The organism is Cupriavidus nantongensis (assembly GCF_001598055.1).
GTDB lineage: Bacteria > Pseudomonadota > Gammaproteobacteria > Burkholderiales > Burkholderiaceae > Cupriavidus > Cupriavidus nantongensis.
The window spans coordinates 11340-25632 of record NZ_CP014846.1; the positions used below are offsets into that span (position 1 = coordinate 11340).

15 protein-coding genes and 3 pseudogenes are annotated in these 14293 nt (G+C 63.7%); 4 read left to right on the forward strand and 14 right to left on the reverse strand.

Annotated features, from left to right (window positions below):
* Positions 1-242 precede the first annotated feature (242 nt).
* Both A2G96_RS31870 and A2G96_RS34010 read left to right on the forward strand, forming a co-directional pair.
* Positions 243-2860, forward strand: a pseudogene (locus A2G96_RS31870) (Tn3 family transposase).
* 474 nt (positions 2861-3334) lie between these two features.
* Positions 3335-3706 (forward strand): annotated as a pseudogene (locus A2G96_RS34010) (recombinase family protein); the annotation flags it as partial.
* A gap of 174 nt (positions 3707-3880) precedes the next feature.
* Here the strand turns inward: A2G96_RS34010 and A2G96_RS34240 are convergent.
* From A2G96_RS34240 to A2G96_RS31890, 3 genes are read right to left on the reverse strand one after another with little or no spacing between them, the layout of a single operon-like run.
* Positions 3881-4417: a hypothetical protein gene (locus A2G96_RS34240; protein WP_003159187.1), complete on the reverse strand. Its 537-nt coding sequence runs from the start codon at positions 4415-4417 to the stop codon at positions 3881-3883.
* Between the two features lie 11 nt (positions 4418-4428).
* Positions 4429-4824: a type II toxin-antitoxin system VapC family toxin gene (locus A2G96_RS31885; protein ID WP_003159186.1), complete on the reverse strand. Its 396-nt coding sequence runs from the start codon at positions 4822-4824 to the stop codon at positions 4429-4431.
* Positions 4821-5072, reverse strand: a complete 252-nt coding sequence (locus A2G96_RS31890; RefSeq protein WP_003108276.1) for an AbrB/MazE/SpoVT family DNA-binding domain-containing protein — start codon at positions 5070-5072, stop codon at positions 4821-4823. Before A2G96_RS31890 ends, A2G96_RS31885 begins: the two co-directional genes overlap by 4 nt.
* A gap of 181 nt (positions 5073-5253) precedes the next feature.
* Here A2G96_RS31890 and A2G96_RS31895 point away from each other — a divergent pair, with 181 nt between their 5' ends.
* Both A2G96_RS31895 and A2G96_RS31900 read left to right on the forward strand, forming a co-directional pair.
* Positions 5254-5820 carry a recombinase family protein gene (locus A2G96_RS31895; RefSeq protein ID WP_003159185.1) on the forward strand — a complete coding sequence of 189 codons (567 nt, stop codon included), beginning with the start codon at positions 5254-5256 and terminating at the stop codon, positions 5818-5820.
* Between the two features lie 30 nt (positions 5821-5850).
* Positions 5851-6150 (forward strand): annotated as a pseudogene (locus A2G96_RS31900) (helix-turn-helix domain-containing protein); the annotation flags it as partial.
* A gap of 1 nt (position 6151) precedes the next feature.
* Here A2G96_RS31900 and A2G96_RS31905 read toward each other — a convergent pair.
* From A2G96_RS31905 to A2G96_RS31955, 11 genes are all read right to left on the reverse strand, one after another.
* Positions 6152-6826, reverse strand: a complete 675-nt coding sequence (locus A2G96_RS31905; protein WP_062804243.1) for a DNA adenine methylase — start codon at positions 6824-6826, stop codon at positions 6152-6154.
* Positions 6827-6954: 128 nt separating this feature from the next.
* Positions 6955-7371: a hypothetical protein gene (locus A2G96_RS31910; protein WP_012478195.1), complete on the reverse strand. Its 417-nt coding sequence runs from the start codon at positions 7369-7371 to the stop codon at positions 6955-6957.
* Between the two features lie 102 nt (positions 7372-7473).
* On the reverse strand, positions 7474-7917 hold the full coding sequence (locus tag A2G96_RS31915; RefSeq protein WP_011255142.1) for an OmpA family protein: 444 nt from the start codon (positions 7915-7917) through the stop codon (positions 7474-7476).
* 15 nt (positions 7918-7932) lie between these two features.
* Complete coding sequence (locus tag A2G96_RS31920; protein ID WP_012478194.1) at positions 7933-8631, reverse strand: TraX family protein; 699 nt, start codon at positions 8629-8631, stop codon at positions 7933-7935.
* A complete protein-coding gene (locus tag A2G96_RS31925; RefSeq protein WP_011255140.1) occupies positions 8628-8897 on the reverse strand; it encodes a hypothetical protein in 270 nt (89 codons plus the stop codon). The genes A2G96_RS31920 and A2G96_RS31925 overlap by 4 nt, the downstream gene beginning before the upstream one ends.
* Before the next feature lie 29 nt (positions 8898-8926).
* Positions 8927-9562: a transglycosylase SLT domain-containing protein gene (locus tag A2G96_RS31930; protein WP_011255139.1), complete on the reverse strand. Its 636-nt coding sequence runs from the start codon at positions 9560-9562 to the stop codon at positions 8927-8929.
* A 1-nt stretch (position 9563) separates the two neighbouring features.
* Positions 9564-10142 carry a TrbM/KikA/MpfK family conjugal transfer protein gene (locus A2G96_RS31935; RefSeq protein WP_011255138.1) on the reverse strand — a complete coding sequence of 193 codons (579 nt, stop codon included), beginning with the start codon at positions 10140-10142 and terminating at the stop codon, positions 9564-9566.
* Positions 10143-10160: 18 nt separating this feature from the next.
* Complete coding sequence (gene trbL / locus A2G96_RS31940) at positions 10161-11879, reverse strand: P-type conjugative transfer protein TrbL (protein WP_012478193.1); 1719 nt, start codon at positions 11877-11879, stop codon at positions 10161-10163.
* A gap of 11 nt (positions 11880-11890) precedes the next feature.
* Complete coding sequence (trbK, locus tag A2G96_RS31945; RefSeq protein WP_011255136.1) at positions 11891-12112, reverse strand: entry exclusion lipoprotein TrbK; 222 nt, start codon at positions 12110-12112, stop codon at positions 11891-11893.
* A gap of 9 nt (positions 12113-12121) precedes the next feature.
* Entirely contained in the window at positions 12122-12895 is a 774-nt protein-coding gene (gene trbJ, locus A2G96_RS31950) for a P-type conjugative transfer protein TrbJ (RefSeq protein WP_011255135.1), read from the reverse strand.
* A 16-nt stretch (positions 12896-12911) separates the two neighbouring features.
* Complete coding sequence (locus tag A2G96_RS31955) at positions 12912-14291, reverse strand: TrbI/VirB10 family protein (RefSeq protein WP_012478192.1); 1380 nt, start codon at positions 14289-14291, stop codon at positions 12912-12914.
* Positions 14292-14293: the final 2 nt, after the last annotated feature.

Consider the following 14293-nt stretch of genomic DNA (forward strand, 5'->3'; position numbering starts at 1 on the left):
GCGCTGCTTTCGCTGGCCGCGCTCTACATCTGCAATGTGGGCTGCAGCGTCTCAAGACGCCTACACGCCCATGGCGCGCGGCGGCTAGGGCTTCCGGGGGGTCTCCTCGTTTTCAGTGCAATAAGTGACGGTACGCAAAGCTAGCACTGGCGCGGGGGTGGTCTGGGTAGACCGTTGATTTCATTGACTTTCCTGTTCGCTTTGTAAACGGGTATGGTGGCCTCCCACTTTTGAGGTTCACGATGCAGGGTTGGCACACAACGTTTTTGGGGATGCGTGGGCTCCCCCGCGATATCAGCGACTTCGAGATGAAGGCATTTTTCACCTTCGATGGTGCCGAGCGCGACGCAATCAATGCACGCCGAGGTGATTCCCACAAGCTTGGTCTGGCGCTCCATATTGGTTTCCTGCGCATGAGTGGGCGTTTGCTCGGTGCCTTTCGGGTAATTCCAGTACTCGTGCGGGCGCGTCAATGGCTGTACAAGAACAAGCTGGTGATCGTGCACGAGCGGGCAATTCGGACACTGATTGCGGCGGCACTTGCCCAGCTTGAAGTTGAAACAGGCACCGCCATCGCCGCCAGCGTTGATCCAGCAACACTTGATCGCTGGCGAGCCTCAGTTTCAGAGCTGCGCCCAGATGGACAAACCCAGCAGAGTTGGCTATGGGCTGCACCGGCGAAACACTCAACCCGCCAAATCAGCGAGGTACTGGAGCGCATCGACCTGCTTTACACGCTGGACGTTCATAAGCACCTGGCAGACATCCCCGATCTCATCTTGCGCCGCTACGCGCGCCGACTTGTCTCCAGGCCGCCCTCAGCCGGAGCCAAGATCAAAGAGCCAGCGCGCACCGTGGAGGTCGCATGCTTTCTTCGGTATTGCCTGTTCACCACCACAGACCAGTTGATCCTTATGGTGCAGCGCCGGATCGCCGATCTGTGGCGTCAGGCTGCCGCCGATGTCCCCGCTACCGTCAATTGGGCCGCAATGTACAAAACGCTGCTCGGCGAACTTGTTGCCTTGAGCGCGCAAGGTGCGGTGCCAGATGCTGAGTTGCGTGCCCGTCTTGAAGCCTTGATCACCGAAACCCAGAAACGCAAACCACCGAGCAGGGCCTCCCTGGTCCGCGAGGGATTGATTGATGGAATTCGCCCCGTGCGGTCGTTGCTCGTCGCCATTGCAAAGCTGCCCTGGCAGGCCACCGGCGAGCATCCTGCCATCGAGTACCTTGCCAAGCTGCAAGCTTTATATCTCAAAGGATCCAGAAAGCTGCCAGTTGAAGTGGTGGCACCAAGTCTGGGAATGATCTGGCAGGTTTCGATCTCCAGCCCAGACCGGGAACGGGCGTTTCAGGCGTTGGAGGTGGCCACCCTGTTTGCCCTGCGCCGCGCGGTGCGCAATGGCTCGGTCTGGATTGAGCACAGCCTGAGCTTTCGGGGTCGTGCGCGCTTGTTCTTCACGGACGAGCGTTGGCAGGCAGAGTCCAAGAAACACTATGCCCGTCTATCGTTACCCAGCAAGGCTGCCACTTTCTTGAAGCCTTTGCTGGCCAGAGTAACTGCCGGTGTCGATGCGGTGGCCGCTGCAGCCCGCAGTGGCGTACTGCGCGTGGATGATGAACTCCATTTGTCGCCATTGCCCGCAGAGGACGAAGACCCAGAAGTGACCAAGCTGCGCGCGGCTTTGGATCACCGCATCGGTGAGGTTCAATTGCCGGAAGTGATTCTGGCCGTTGACGCCCAGGTGCGCTTTAGCTGGATCATGCTCGGACGTGAGCCGCGCTCTACCGACGAGCTGCTGATGGTCTATGCCGGCATCATGGCCCACGGCACCAGTCTGACTGCGGTCGAATGCGCGCGCATGATTCCGCAATTGTCTGCCACCAGCATTCGCCAGGCCATGCGCTGGGCGCGGGACGAACGGCGTCTGAGCCAGGCCTGCCAGGCTGTGCTGGAATTCATGCAGCGACACCCGATTGCCGCCACCTGGGGGCGGTCCGATTTGGCATCTTCTGACATGATGAGCATGGAGACCACCAAACGGGTGTGGCAAGCCCGGCTTGATCCTCGGCGCAACACACCTTCCATTGGAATCTACTCCCATGTAAAAGACCGGTGGGGCATCTTCCATGCGCAGCCCTTTGTGCTCAATGAGCGCCAGGCGGGCGTGGCCATTGAAGGTGTCATCCGCCAAGAAAAGCTGGAGACCAGCCAGCTTGCTGTGGATACCCATGGCTACACCGACTTTGCCATGTCACATGCCCGTTTGCTTGGTTTTGATCTTTGCCCGCGGTTGAAGGAACTCAAACAGCGCCACCTCTTTGTGCCACGCGGCACCAAAGTGCCCGCAGAAATCGCTGCGGTGTGCGAAGCCAATGTCGACGTCGCTTTGATCGAAAAGCATTGGGATAGTCTGGTGCACCTGGCAGCCTCGGTCATGAGCGGACATGCCAGTGCGGTGGCAGCTCTTGCGCGGTTCGGTTCTGCCGCCCAGGGCGATCCAATCTATGAGGCTGGCGTGCAATTGGGGCGGTTGCTGCGTACGGCGTTTTTGGCTGACTACTTTGTCAAGGACGCTTTCAGGAACGAGTTGCGCCGGGTGCTCAATCGGGGCGAGGCTGTTAACGCCCTCAAGCGCGCCATTTATACCGGCCGGATCAGCCCGGCGCAGGCCAAACGTGTCGATGAAATGCAGGCTGTGGCCGATGCGTTGAGCCTGATGGCCAACATCGTGATGGCGTGGCCACCAGGCTGGAGAGCATCAACTTGCGGGGTGTGTTTCGCTTCCCGGTTGACCGCTATGCTGACCAAATCCTGCCTTCGCGGCCAAATGCATCGATAACTGGCACCAATGGATGAAACCGACCACGGTTTGACGCCACGAATCGCAGATTTGAAAGTGAACAGGAAAGTCAATGAAATCAACGATCTACCAACACCACCTCCGCGCCAGTGCTAGCTTTTCGTACCGTCACTTATTGCACTGAAAACGAGGAGACCCCATTTCTGACGATGAGATCCACAGCGGCCATTTAGACCCGGCAAAAACGACCCGGCCAAGATAAGTCCGCTGACGGCATTCTTGGCCGGGGGTAGCATGGGGGGCCAAATTGCCTATACCCAAATGAACCGGAGGACACCATGACCAGCCGCAACGGCTACTTCCCAGGGAAGAAGCCGGCGAAGCGCAGCGCGATCATCACGCCGCGCACCGCCCAGGAAACCAAGATCGCCGCGATGCCGCGCCAATCCCGCGAAGTGCGCCAGGCCCTCGCCAAGACGCCGCCGCTGCGCGTCGGTGGCGCTGACCTGGTGGAAGGTGCCGACCGCATCATGCGGACGCCGGCCGAGCACCAGGCGCAGGGCGTCAGCTTCAAGGTGGCGCGCATCTACATGCGCGTGAGCACCGACGAGCAGGACTTGTCCCGCCAGAACGCCATCGTGGAGAGCACGCGGGCCGCCGGCTTCTACGTCGCCGGCATCTACCGCGAGAAGGCATCGGGCGCACGCGCCGATCGCGCCGAGCTGCTGCGCATGATCGGCGACCTGCAACCCGGTGAAGTCGTGGTTGCCGAGAAGATCGACCGCATCAGCCGGCTACCGCTGCCCGAGGCCGAACGCCTGGTGGCGTCGATCCGCGCGCAGGGCGCACGCCTCGCCGTCCCTGGCGTGGTCGATCTATCCGACCTGGCGGCCGAGGCCAAGTGTCGTTTTCAGAAGGCGACTGCACCAGTTCACTGGGCTGGCCGCCGTGTGTGCATAGAACTTCTGACCGGGAACGGTCAGAAGTTCTATGCACGAAGCGCCGCGAGAGATCGGAATTGCTCAGAACTCTTGTGCACGGCGCGACAAAGCCGGAACCGCCGAAAATTCCGGCGATCAACCGGCAAGCTGCTTGATGCGCTCGGCCAGGCGGCCGAAAGCCTCGTTCACGTATTCCAGCACCTTGGGTTCTGCGCCCTGCGTGCGCAGCGAGTCTTTGAAGGCTTCCAGGTCGGACAGCCATTGCCGATGCAGGCGGCCCAGCTCGTCGAGCTGAGGCCGGAAGTCTTGGAGACTGCCGCTCGCACGAAACGCCTGGTAGCCACGCTCAAGCGTGGCCGCCGTGGTCAGCAGTTGCGCGCCCATTTGCTTGTGCTGTTCGGAGAACTCGGCCATGCCGTCATAGGGCCGCGAAGCCTTGCGGCGCTCGGCTTCGGATGCCTCTTCCATGATGCGGGCGTAGCGGTAGAACCCTGGGAACTCGCGGGACAGCGCCATGAGCTGCTGATCGGATGTGCCGACCCAAATCCTGTGCAGGTCAGGCCCGTACCCCATCATGCGATTGATGATGGCATGGGCCTCGCTGACACCCTGGGCGGCAAGCTGCTGCATGTGTTGGTCGATCTTCGCGGCCAGTCGGCGGAATTCGTTCATGCTCATGTCCGTCACAAAAGGCGCGTTGATTGCCCTTGCGCCGTGAGAAGTGCCACCGCCTTCTTATCGAAGGAAACGAAGGTTTCCCCGCCAAGCCAGTTGCCTTCGTAGGCAATGACGCCATCGGCAAAGTCTCCGCCCGCGTCGAGCACCAGCAAGCCAGCCTCCACGGCAGGCCGGTTCACTTCCACATTCGCGGCGGCCAGTAGTGCCCGGATCGCGCTGGCCGCGTCGGCTTGCTGGAAGCCGTAGACACGCAGCAGCACCCAAACAAATTCGCATAGGCACGGCAGCGCGACCGCGATCAACTCGGCGTCGGTCAAGACTGCGGCGGCAACGTCCGCTTGTGCGGGATCGTCACGCACAACCGCACGCACAAGGACGTTGGTATCGACTGCGACCTTCATTGCTTACCTGCCCAGCCTTGCGCCGCCGCCTCGTTGATTTCTTCGATGGTGGCAACCTTCTGCGTCTTGCCCGCGAGCAGGCCGACAAAGCTGGCTATCGTCCCTGCGGGCCGTGCCGCCTTGAGCACGCCCCGACCGTCTGGCAACAAGTCCAGCTCGATCTTGTCGCCTGGCCTGATGCCGAGGTGTTGCAGTACGTCCTTCCGAAACGTCACTTGTCCCCGTGCGGTAACGGTCAATGTGGTCATGGTGGTTTGCCCTCGCAATCAAGGTTGATGCTTCACATAGTAATGCAAAAATGCCTTACCGTCAATGTCCGTCAAACGATCATTAGTCGGCCATGCCGGACACTGTCCAGCAAAGTTATTGCACAACGGGTTGTCGGACATTAAGATAGGCGGACGGAATGACGGACAAGAGAGGCGGCAAATGGCACTGATCGGCTATGCGCGGGTATCGACGGCGGAACAGGACACCGCCTTGCAGACGGATGCGCTACGCAAGGCAGGCTGCGAGCGCGTTTTCGAGGACACGGCTTCCGGGGCCAAGGCCGACCGCCCCGGCTTGGCTGATGCGCTGGCCTACCTGCGCGACGGCGACGTGCTGGCCGTCTGGCGGCTGGATCGGCTCGGGCGCTCTATGCCGCACCTAATCGAAACGATAGGCGCGCTGGAAGCGCGAGGCGTCGGCTTCCGTTCTCTGACGGAAGCCATCGACACCACCACGCCAGGCGGGCGGCTCATCTTCCACGTGTTCGGCGCGCTGGGCCAGTTCGAGCGCGACTTGATCCGCGAGCGCACCAAGGCCGGGTTGACTGCCGCCGCCGCTCGTGGGAGGAAGGGCGGGCGAAAGCCGGTTGTCACCGCCGACAAGTTGCAGCGAGCGCGGGAGCACATCGCCAACGGGCTTAATGTCCGAGAGGCCGCTACACGGCTCAAGGTGAGCAAGACGGCCCTGTACACCGCGCTGCAATCCACCAGTGCAGCCGACTCCTGATATTCCGTGCAGTCGTCTTCTGAAAATGACACCAAGGGCGTTGCAAAGGTTGTCCTGGAGTCCGTCCAGGACATGCTTTTGAAGCTGGCCTTGCAGATCGCCCGCGACGACTACGAGGATCGCCGCGAGCGGCAGCGGCAAGGCGTCGAGCTGGCGAAGAACGCCGGGCGCTTCACCGGCCGCAAGCCGAACACGAAGGTGCATGATCGGATCGTGGCCTTGCGTACCGCAGGCCACAGCATCCCGGAGGCGGCCAGGCTGGCCGGATGCAGCGAAAGCCAGGTGAAACGGGTATGGGCGCTGCACAACCAGGTGCAGTCCGAGGCGTGACCTATTCGACCGCTTCCAGCTCGCGCAGGCATTCCATGATCGCCGCCCGCTCCAGTGGGTCGAGCTTGGCGAGCTTCGCTTGCCAGCGGGCTTTCTTCCGCTTGATGCGCTCGCGCTCGCGGAAGTTGTTGCCCAGGTAGCGCAGATCGTGCAGGGCGTCCGGCTCGGGGTAGTTCATCCAGAGCCGTTCAATCGCAATGCCGCCGCGCGTCATCGCGTTGAACTCGATGGTGCGCCAGGTCGCCAGAGGCGAGCTGTCGTAGATCGGCGAGTCGTAGCCCGACACCATCACAGCACAGGGCAGGCCGGCCAGCACGTCGAGCAGCCGCACGTGGTCGGCGTCGTCGTATTCGTGCCGGTACAGCTTGCCGCCGCGCCTGCTGTCCATCACGTAGGGCGGATCGACATAGACGAACTCGCGGCCGGTGAAGGCGTGGCCTTCGAGCCAGGCCACCGCATCACCGCAATGCAGCTCCAGGCCGTCCACGTCGAGCTGCTGCCACGCCTGGATCACCTCGCGGTCAATGTCGATCCCGATGCTGCGCGCAGCGGGGCGCTTGCGCTCCAGGATGTTCCCGCCGCCCAGGTGCGTTTCGATGTAGGTGTCGTGGGGCGGAATGTTGTTGATGATCGTCTGATAGACGCCGGCACCGCCCTTCCCGCCGGGGTAACGCATGACTTTTCCCTTGGAGTAAATCGGACTTGGCCAGCATCGTCAGAAATGGCGATGCTGTCAAGGAAAACGGGCCTGCAGCATCGCCAGGAACGGCGATGGAGGCCCGCTAGGGGACGCCAGCAGCGCAGTTAAAACGTCGCGTCTTTCAGCGAGATCGAACACCCGTTGTAGTCGTAGCTCACGTCCGACACGACACCCGACACCCGAGCGGTTTTCCCGGTTGAAAGCTGGGTGACGTTGAGCTTGTTGTCTGTACCGGCATGCACCGAAACCTGGCCGGAGCGCAGGAACACCCGATAGCGAGGCTGGAAGCCTTCGGTGACGGAGCGCACTTCACCGCTGACCGCAAGGCCCTTGTTGGCATAGAGGCCGTTTGCTCGCACCTGGTTGTCTTTCGCGGCCTGGCAGATTTGCGGCAGGGATTCCGTGAGCATCACCGGGGCGGTGGCCTTCTGCACATCCTTGGCGACTTGATCCAACGCAGCGCAGCCCGCGAGGGCGAGCAATGGAATAACGAGGGCTAGACACTTCTTGGTTGATTGCATAGACACGACCTTGAGGGTTGGTTAGGAAATTGGGTGTCGGGATGCCCCCGACTGCTCACCACTAGGCAGGTGACGCAGCCGCTAGACCGAAGCGAGCGGCTTTTAGTACGTAGGCACGTAGATGACTTCAATGTCCACGCGCTGGTTCTGGTGCCGCCCTTCTGGCGTCGAGTTGTCGGCCACGAAGTCGGATGCCGAAGCGAAGTTCACCATGATCTTGAGCGGCGACACGCCGCGCGCAATCAGGTACTGGCGGGCCGACAAGGCCCGGCGCAAGGCCAGGGCCTCATCGGCCGCGCTGGGGCGTAGCGTGCTGGTGCGACCGCTGACGTAGATGATCGTGGCCCCCTTCGCCTCGGCCAGCAGCTCGGCCGTGGAAGCGTCCGGCCGGAACGTGGTGCTGCTGTCGGAGAAGGACACCGAAACAGCGGTCAAGACCGGCTCGCCATAGCTCACGGCCGCCATGCCGGCAGCGCCGGCGGCCATCGCGCCAGGCGCGAAGGCAAGGGACGCCAAGGAGAGGGTCAGAAAAAGGGCTTTGCGCATGGTGCGGACTCCAAATCAGAAGAACAGGTAGCCGGCCTTGCTCATGGGGATGCGGATCAACCACAGAGCGGCCAGGTGCAGCGGGTAATAGGCGTAGAACGCCCAGCGCAGGCGCGGCATGGGCAGATCGACGCGGGAAGCGACCAGGAGCAGCGGCAGCGAGGCCAGCGCCCACAGGTTGCGATTGATGAACCACAGCGCCGCGCAGGCGAGCAGCGCGACGGCCGCGGCGGCCCAGGTGGGCCGCTTGCGGTACGACCACACCGCCAGGCCGAAGGCCACGGCCGGCCACCAGTATTCGACCAGGCCGCCACCGACCAGGAACACCAGGCCGGCGCCGACCAGGTGCAGCGGGCCGCCCTTTTCCACCAGGTAGGCGCACGCCGTCACGACCAGGAGCGTGAACAAGACATTGAGGGGCCACCACCCGGCGGACAGGCCACCCAGGGCGACGAAGGGCACCGAGGCCACAGCGCCGAACACCGCGAGGCGCTTCATCGTGCGCGTGTACGCGCCGCGCTCGAATGCACCAGGTCGAGCCAGGTTGTAGGCCAGCACGAAAACGAAGATCGGCAGCGCCAGGCGGCCGGCCTCGAAGAGAAACGGCAGCGTGCCATTGAACAGGTACTTGTTGACGTGATCGCCGGTCATCAGGGCCAGCGCGAGCCACTTCAACGCTTCGACCGTCCCATCCGGCACGTGCAAGGGCTTCATCCGCGCTTGCCCCCGCGTGAGGCATAGGCGCGCAGCACCAGGAAGATGATGTACAGCGCAGGAAGCGACAGCACGAAGGCAATGGGCTTGCCGATCCATGCCGGCAGCGCCCACAGCAGCAGACCCAGCGCGAAGATCGGGCCGAGGCCCAGCAAGAGCAGATCGAATTGCCCCTTGGCCTGCGATTCGGCCCAGTTGCAATAGGCGGTCAGCACCCGGCCGAAACCGAGCGTGTAGCGCATCATGAAGGCGTGGAATTTGTCCATGTTTTAGCCGCTAAATCGGAAGGCCCGCCCTACTCCGGCGAGCCTTCGCTTCTGTTGTTGAAGGAGATCGAGCGCGGCACGTAGCCGCCCGCGACGTTGATGGATGGAGCTGCTGCCGGCCTGGCCGCCGGCGCGGCCGCTGGGGCCGCTGCCGTGGCCTGCTGGGCGGCTTGCACCGCCGGCGCTGGCCCGGTCGGCATCGAGGGCGTGGCCCCCGCCTTCGTCACGTCCAGCGTGACGAACCGAGCTTCGAGCCAATCCGCCCACTTGGCGGCCTTGCGCATCAGGTCGGCGCGATACACCGCGTTGTACTGCGGCGTGCGTGAGTGGTAATTCGCGGCCTTCGTCCAGAGATCGCCCTTGTCGTTGCGAATGTGCATCCGCAAGCGCCAGGCGGCGAGGTCGAACGAGTAGCAGCCAGCGGCCGCTACATCGTCCGCCGTGATGCCGTAGCGGGCCAGGTCGCGCAGGTAAGCCGTGTTGAACTGCATCGGCCCCACGTCATGAGTGCCGTTCGAGTTGCGCACCCACTGGCCCGGCTTGCCGCCTTCCTTCTCCGCGACGGCCAACACGATGTTGGCCGGCACTTCGTACTTCACGGCCGCCGAAACGGCGCACACGACGCGCTCCTGGAGCTGCGGCGGAAGGTCGGCAGCAAAGGGCATGTCAGTAACCCCCCCAGGAAGCGCGGCGGCGCTCTTCGTCCTCGCGCCGGATGCGTTCGTTGTACTCGGCCAGCGCCCGGTCATAGTCGGCCGCTTCGACCCAATACCCGCCCCTTTCTGGCGTGCCGACATAGCGCGGCTTGGTGCTGCTGAAATCGGTGTAAGCGTGGTTGGTGTAGGCCGCGCAGTAGTCGGGCATCTGGTTGCTGATGTACGTCGTCCCGTCCTCGTAGCCCTGCCAGAACACCAGCGTTTGATTCAGGGCCTGCGCATCGCAACGGCCAGCGCCGCGCGACATGGCCGACACCAGCGCGGACATTTCCGGCGTCTGGTTCGACACCGGGCACAGATCGAGGAAGTTCTTGCGCTTCTTGATCGTGTCGGACATTTTCCGCGCCGTGATGCTGAAATACTTGCGAAGCGACGGCGCGCATTCGCTCGGGCGGGTGCCGCTTGCGAGGCACAGGATCGCCTCGCAAGCCAGGCGGGTGTCGCCGGTCAGCACGTCTTGCGCGCTGGCCGTGCCGACCGAGCAGAGGGCCGCCACAGCGGCCACGATGGAAAGCAACTTCTTCTTCATGATGAACACTCCTTTGGGTTACGCAGATTTGTCGTTGCGGCCGCCGTCACGGAACGCGGCTACTTCGGACTCGGGATCGGCAGAGCTGTCAGCTCCGGCCAGGCTGTTGTCGCCGAAGGTCGGCGAGGGTTGTTGATCGGGCACGTCGATGCTCGTGTCGGCCGAGCTGCCGCCCTGCGCCTTGATCGCGGCCGCGATCTTTCCGCCGGTGGTGTCGGCGATGCGTTCCATCGCCGAGTCGCGCATGCTGGCGGCCTTCGCGGCCGCCACCGCACCTACACCCTTCGCCAAGTTCGCGCCGGCGTCGGCCGTGACGCGGCCGGCCTTGCCAAGCGCGGAAGCGGCCGAGGCCAGCATGCCGGGGCCGGTACTACCAGGTGCGTCCTGCTGGCCGCCCTGCCCCGCTCCCTGGCCCTGGCCGCCACCCTGGCCGGCCTTCGCGCCGCCGGCGTCACCGCCGCCGCTGGCCTTCTGGCCGCCGCCTTCGCCACCCTTCGAGCTGGAGCCGGCCTTATCGCCGCCGGCCTTGTCGCCGCCTTTGTCGCCGCCCTTCGACTCGCCGCCGCTGCTGCCGCCGCCGCCAGAGTCGCCACCGCCGCCACCGAAGCCGGCGGCTTGGCCCAGGGGCGTGCTGGTGCCGGCTTCACCGCCACCACCACCGCCAGAGTCGCCGCCACCACCACCGCCCAGCATGGACATGACATCCGACCCGGACGAGACGTTTTCATTGGCCTTCGAGAACGCGGCCATGACCGCAGAAGCACCGCCGGCGGCCGAGGCCGCGCCGGCCGCCAGAGCAGCGCCGCCGGTTGCCGCTGCTGCGGCCGCCATGCCAGCGGCACCGAGGGCCGCGCCTGCGCCGAAGTTGCCGATGCCGGCACCGCCCACGCTCGCGCCGGTGATGACGCCGGCGATGAGCGCCGGAATCTTGTTGACGAGTGCCAGCAGGATCACGCAGACGATGAGCATCACGCCCATTTCCTTGAGGTTGATCCCCTCGCTCATGCGCGCGTAGTAGTCATCCAGAAAGGTCTTGCCGATGCCGACCAGCAGCACCATTGCCATGAGCTGCGCGGCCACACCCAGCACGGTCTTGTAGTAGTTGATCGCCATGTCGGAAGTCCACCGCGACCCACCGAAGCCGAGGAAGAACACGCCGCCATAGGCGAGCACCCAACCAGACGCCAGGAGAAGAAGCATGTTCACGCCGATGAGCGCGAGCACGATCAAGATGGCAACGGCCATGAGGATGCCGGCCATGCTGTCCACCGGCGACCACACCGAGGACTGATCCATCACCTTGTAGAAGATGGCAAAGCCAATATCGACAATGCCGGAAGGCGACAAGGCTTGACCCAAGCCCGTCGCGTTGCCGGCAATTTGGCGTAGCGACGCATAGATGGTCGAGGCGAAGTTAGGGCCGTTCGTCAGCAACCACCAGAAGAAGCCGGTGAAGATGGTGAAGCGGACAAGCTCCGCGAAGAACTCCCCAATGTCGGCCTTGCGCAAGGCCATCATGCCGAACGTCCAGACCATCGAGATCGTCACCAGCAGCCAGAACAACCAGGATGCGGCGTTGGTGATGACACCGGCCCAGCCGCTGGCGGCGGCGTTGTAGCGGTTCAGAACGTCATCGAAGAGGCCCGAGCTGTTCATTTGGGCGGAAGCGTCCGTAGAAAAGAACGCCAGCCAAACGAGCAGCGGCAGGGCGAGTTTCAAGCTGGCTGGCATTCTCATTCGTCAGTACCTCACCAGGACTTAGGTTCGCTAGGTTTGAACGAGCCGGCCCGCAGGCACTGCGATGAAAACGCCTCTTGCACGCTCTTATCGAGCTTGGCGATGTTCTCGGGTTTGCAGTTCTCGGCATTCACTTCGGGCAGCGTCACCGGCTCGGGCTTTTTCTCGCAGCCGGCCAGCAGGGCCGCCACAAGGGCGGCCGCTGCCAGGATCGAGGGTTTGGATAGGCGCATGTATCCCCCTTACCAATTACGGGCCGGACTGGCCCTGTACTCGCCCTTGCGCAGCGCCTCGCCGGCGGCTTGCTGCTGCGCTTCACGGTCGGCTTCGACCTGCATCCGCGTGGCGATGGCGTTCTGCTGCGCGACCATGAGGCCCCGGATTTGCAGAAGCTGGTTTGCCTGCTGGGCCGCGAGCTGGTTGGCGAAGCCGATGGCCTGCATTTGCCCGTTCGCGCCCTGCGCGGCCGACTGGAGCCGTTCGAGCTGGCGCGCGTCGGACTTCAAGGCGTCCTGCTGGCGATCCAGGCCCTTGAACAAGGCATCGTTGGCCTTCTTCTGGCTCTCGCTCGCCAGGCGGCGGTTCTCGGCCATTGCGGCCTGTTCGGCGGGCGTGCAGCCGCCGGTGCCGTTGAAGCACGGCGAGCTGCGGTAGTAGGCCACGTCCTGGAACTTGCCCAGGTACGAGTCGATGCTGCCGAGCTGGGTCTTGTAGTAGTTCAGCGTATCGACCGCATTCATCAGCCCGTTGATCGTGGACTGCGCCTGATCCCAGATATAGGCCGCCGGCGCGACCGTGTTCTGGATCATGTTTTCGTACTGCTGGAGCTGGGTTTGGTACTGCTCAATTTGCTTGAGCGTCTGCGCCACCGACTCGATGGCCGTCATGACGTTCTGCACCAGGTTCCCGCCGTCGATGACGGGAATGCCGGCCTGCGCGGGCGACATGGTGGTGATCGACCCGGCCATCAGAGTGACGGCGAGAGCGACTTTAGCGGCTAAAAACTTCTGCTTCATTTGCTTTCTCCTGGCGTTAGTAGTCAAACGATTGGTACGGCTTCGAGAACGTCATGTCCTTGGTCACGATGACGTTGAACCGATAGCCGGGGCGGATTTCCAAGGTCGGGGCAATGTTCAGATTCTTGGAAACGAGTTGGGCGATGGTGTTGCCCAGCACTTGCCCAAGTGCTTCGCTCAAAGCATCGCTGGCGCGCTGCTGATTGCCGGTGGAACCGCTGTTGTCCTGGCTCATGCTCACGGCGGCGATGACGCCCGACATGAGGAAGGCCGAGCCGAACACGCGCAGGTAGTGGTTATTCACCTGGTCATTGAAGCCCGCGTACCCGGCGCTATCCGCGCCCGGCATCGTGCCAATGTCCATCGCCTTGCCATCGGGGAACACGATGCGCTGCCAAGCCACAAGCACGCGCGACTGACCGTAGGCAACATCGCTCGAATACGACCCGACCAGGCGCGAGCCTTGCGGAATCAGCAGATGCTTGCCGGTCGGCGTGTCGTACACGTTCTGCGCGACCTGGGCCATGATCTGGCCCGGCAAGTCGGAGTTGATGCCCGAAATGAGCGTGGCCGGCACCACGAAGCCGGCGCGCAGCTCGAAGGGCGAGCGCGGCGCTTCGGGCTGGGAGTCCAGCCGCCAACGGTCGCCCTGGCCGCTTCCCGCGAACTGCGCGTAGTTCTTGCCCTGGCCGCCACCGGCGGTTTGCAAGAGCTGCGGCGCACCACCACCCACGCCGCCGCCGGCCTGCTGGCCGCCGACGCCCGAGGCGCGAAGCTGCGCGAGCCGGGCCTGATAGGCGGCGGTCGGATCGCCCGATGCTTGCGCACCGATTTGCTGCCGCACAGCCGCCAGGCGGGACAGCATTTCGTCGCGCGTCTGCGGCGTGCCCGGCTGCGCGCCCGATGACCCGCTGCTGCGCGGCGCATCGACACGAACGCCCGTCTTGGCCTTGACCGCTTCCTGGAACATTTGCAGCTTCGCCATGCGGATGCGGTCGGCTTCATCGTCATGCACCGGCTGGCCCAGGTTGCCGCTGGGCGGTGGCGGCGGCGCGTCCAGGTCGGGGCGCGCGACAAGCACCGGCGCAGCCTCTGGCCCGGTCGCCAGCTCCGGCGGCTTGAGCGGCGAGGCCGCTTCTACCGTGCCGCCATCCCTGTCGCCGACGATCTCCTTGGCGAACATCGACGTGTTACCCGCCTTCTCGGCCGCGCCTTGCGCCGGTGCGTTCTGCTTCGCAGCGCGATCCGCCGCGACCAGCATCATCACCAGCAGGAAGGCACCCAGCGCGGCCGCAAGGATGTACATCGGCATGTTGTTGACACGCCGCACGCCGGACTTCTTCGATACCGCGCCCGGCGAGGCGTCCGGTGCCATTTGATCGGCTTGGTCACTCATAG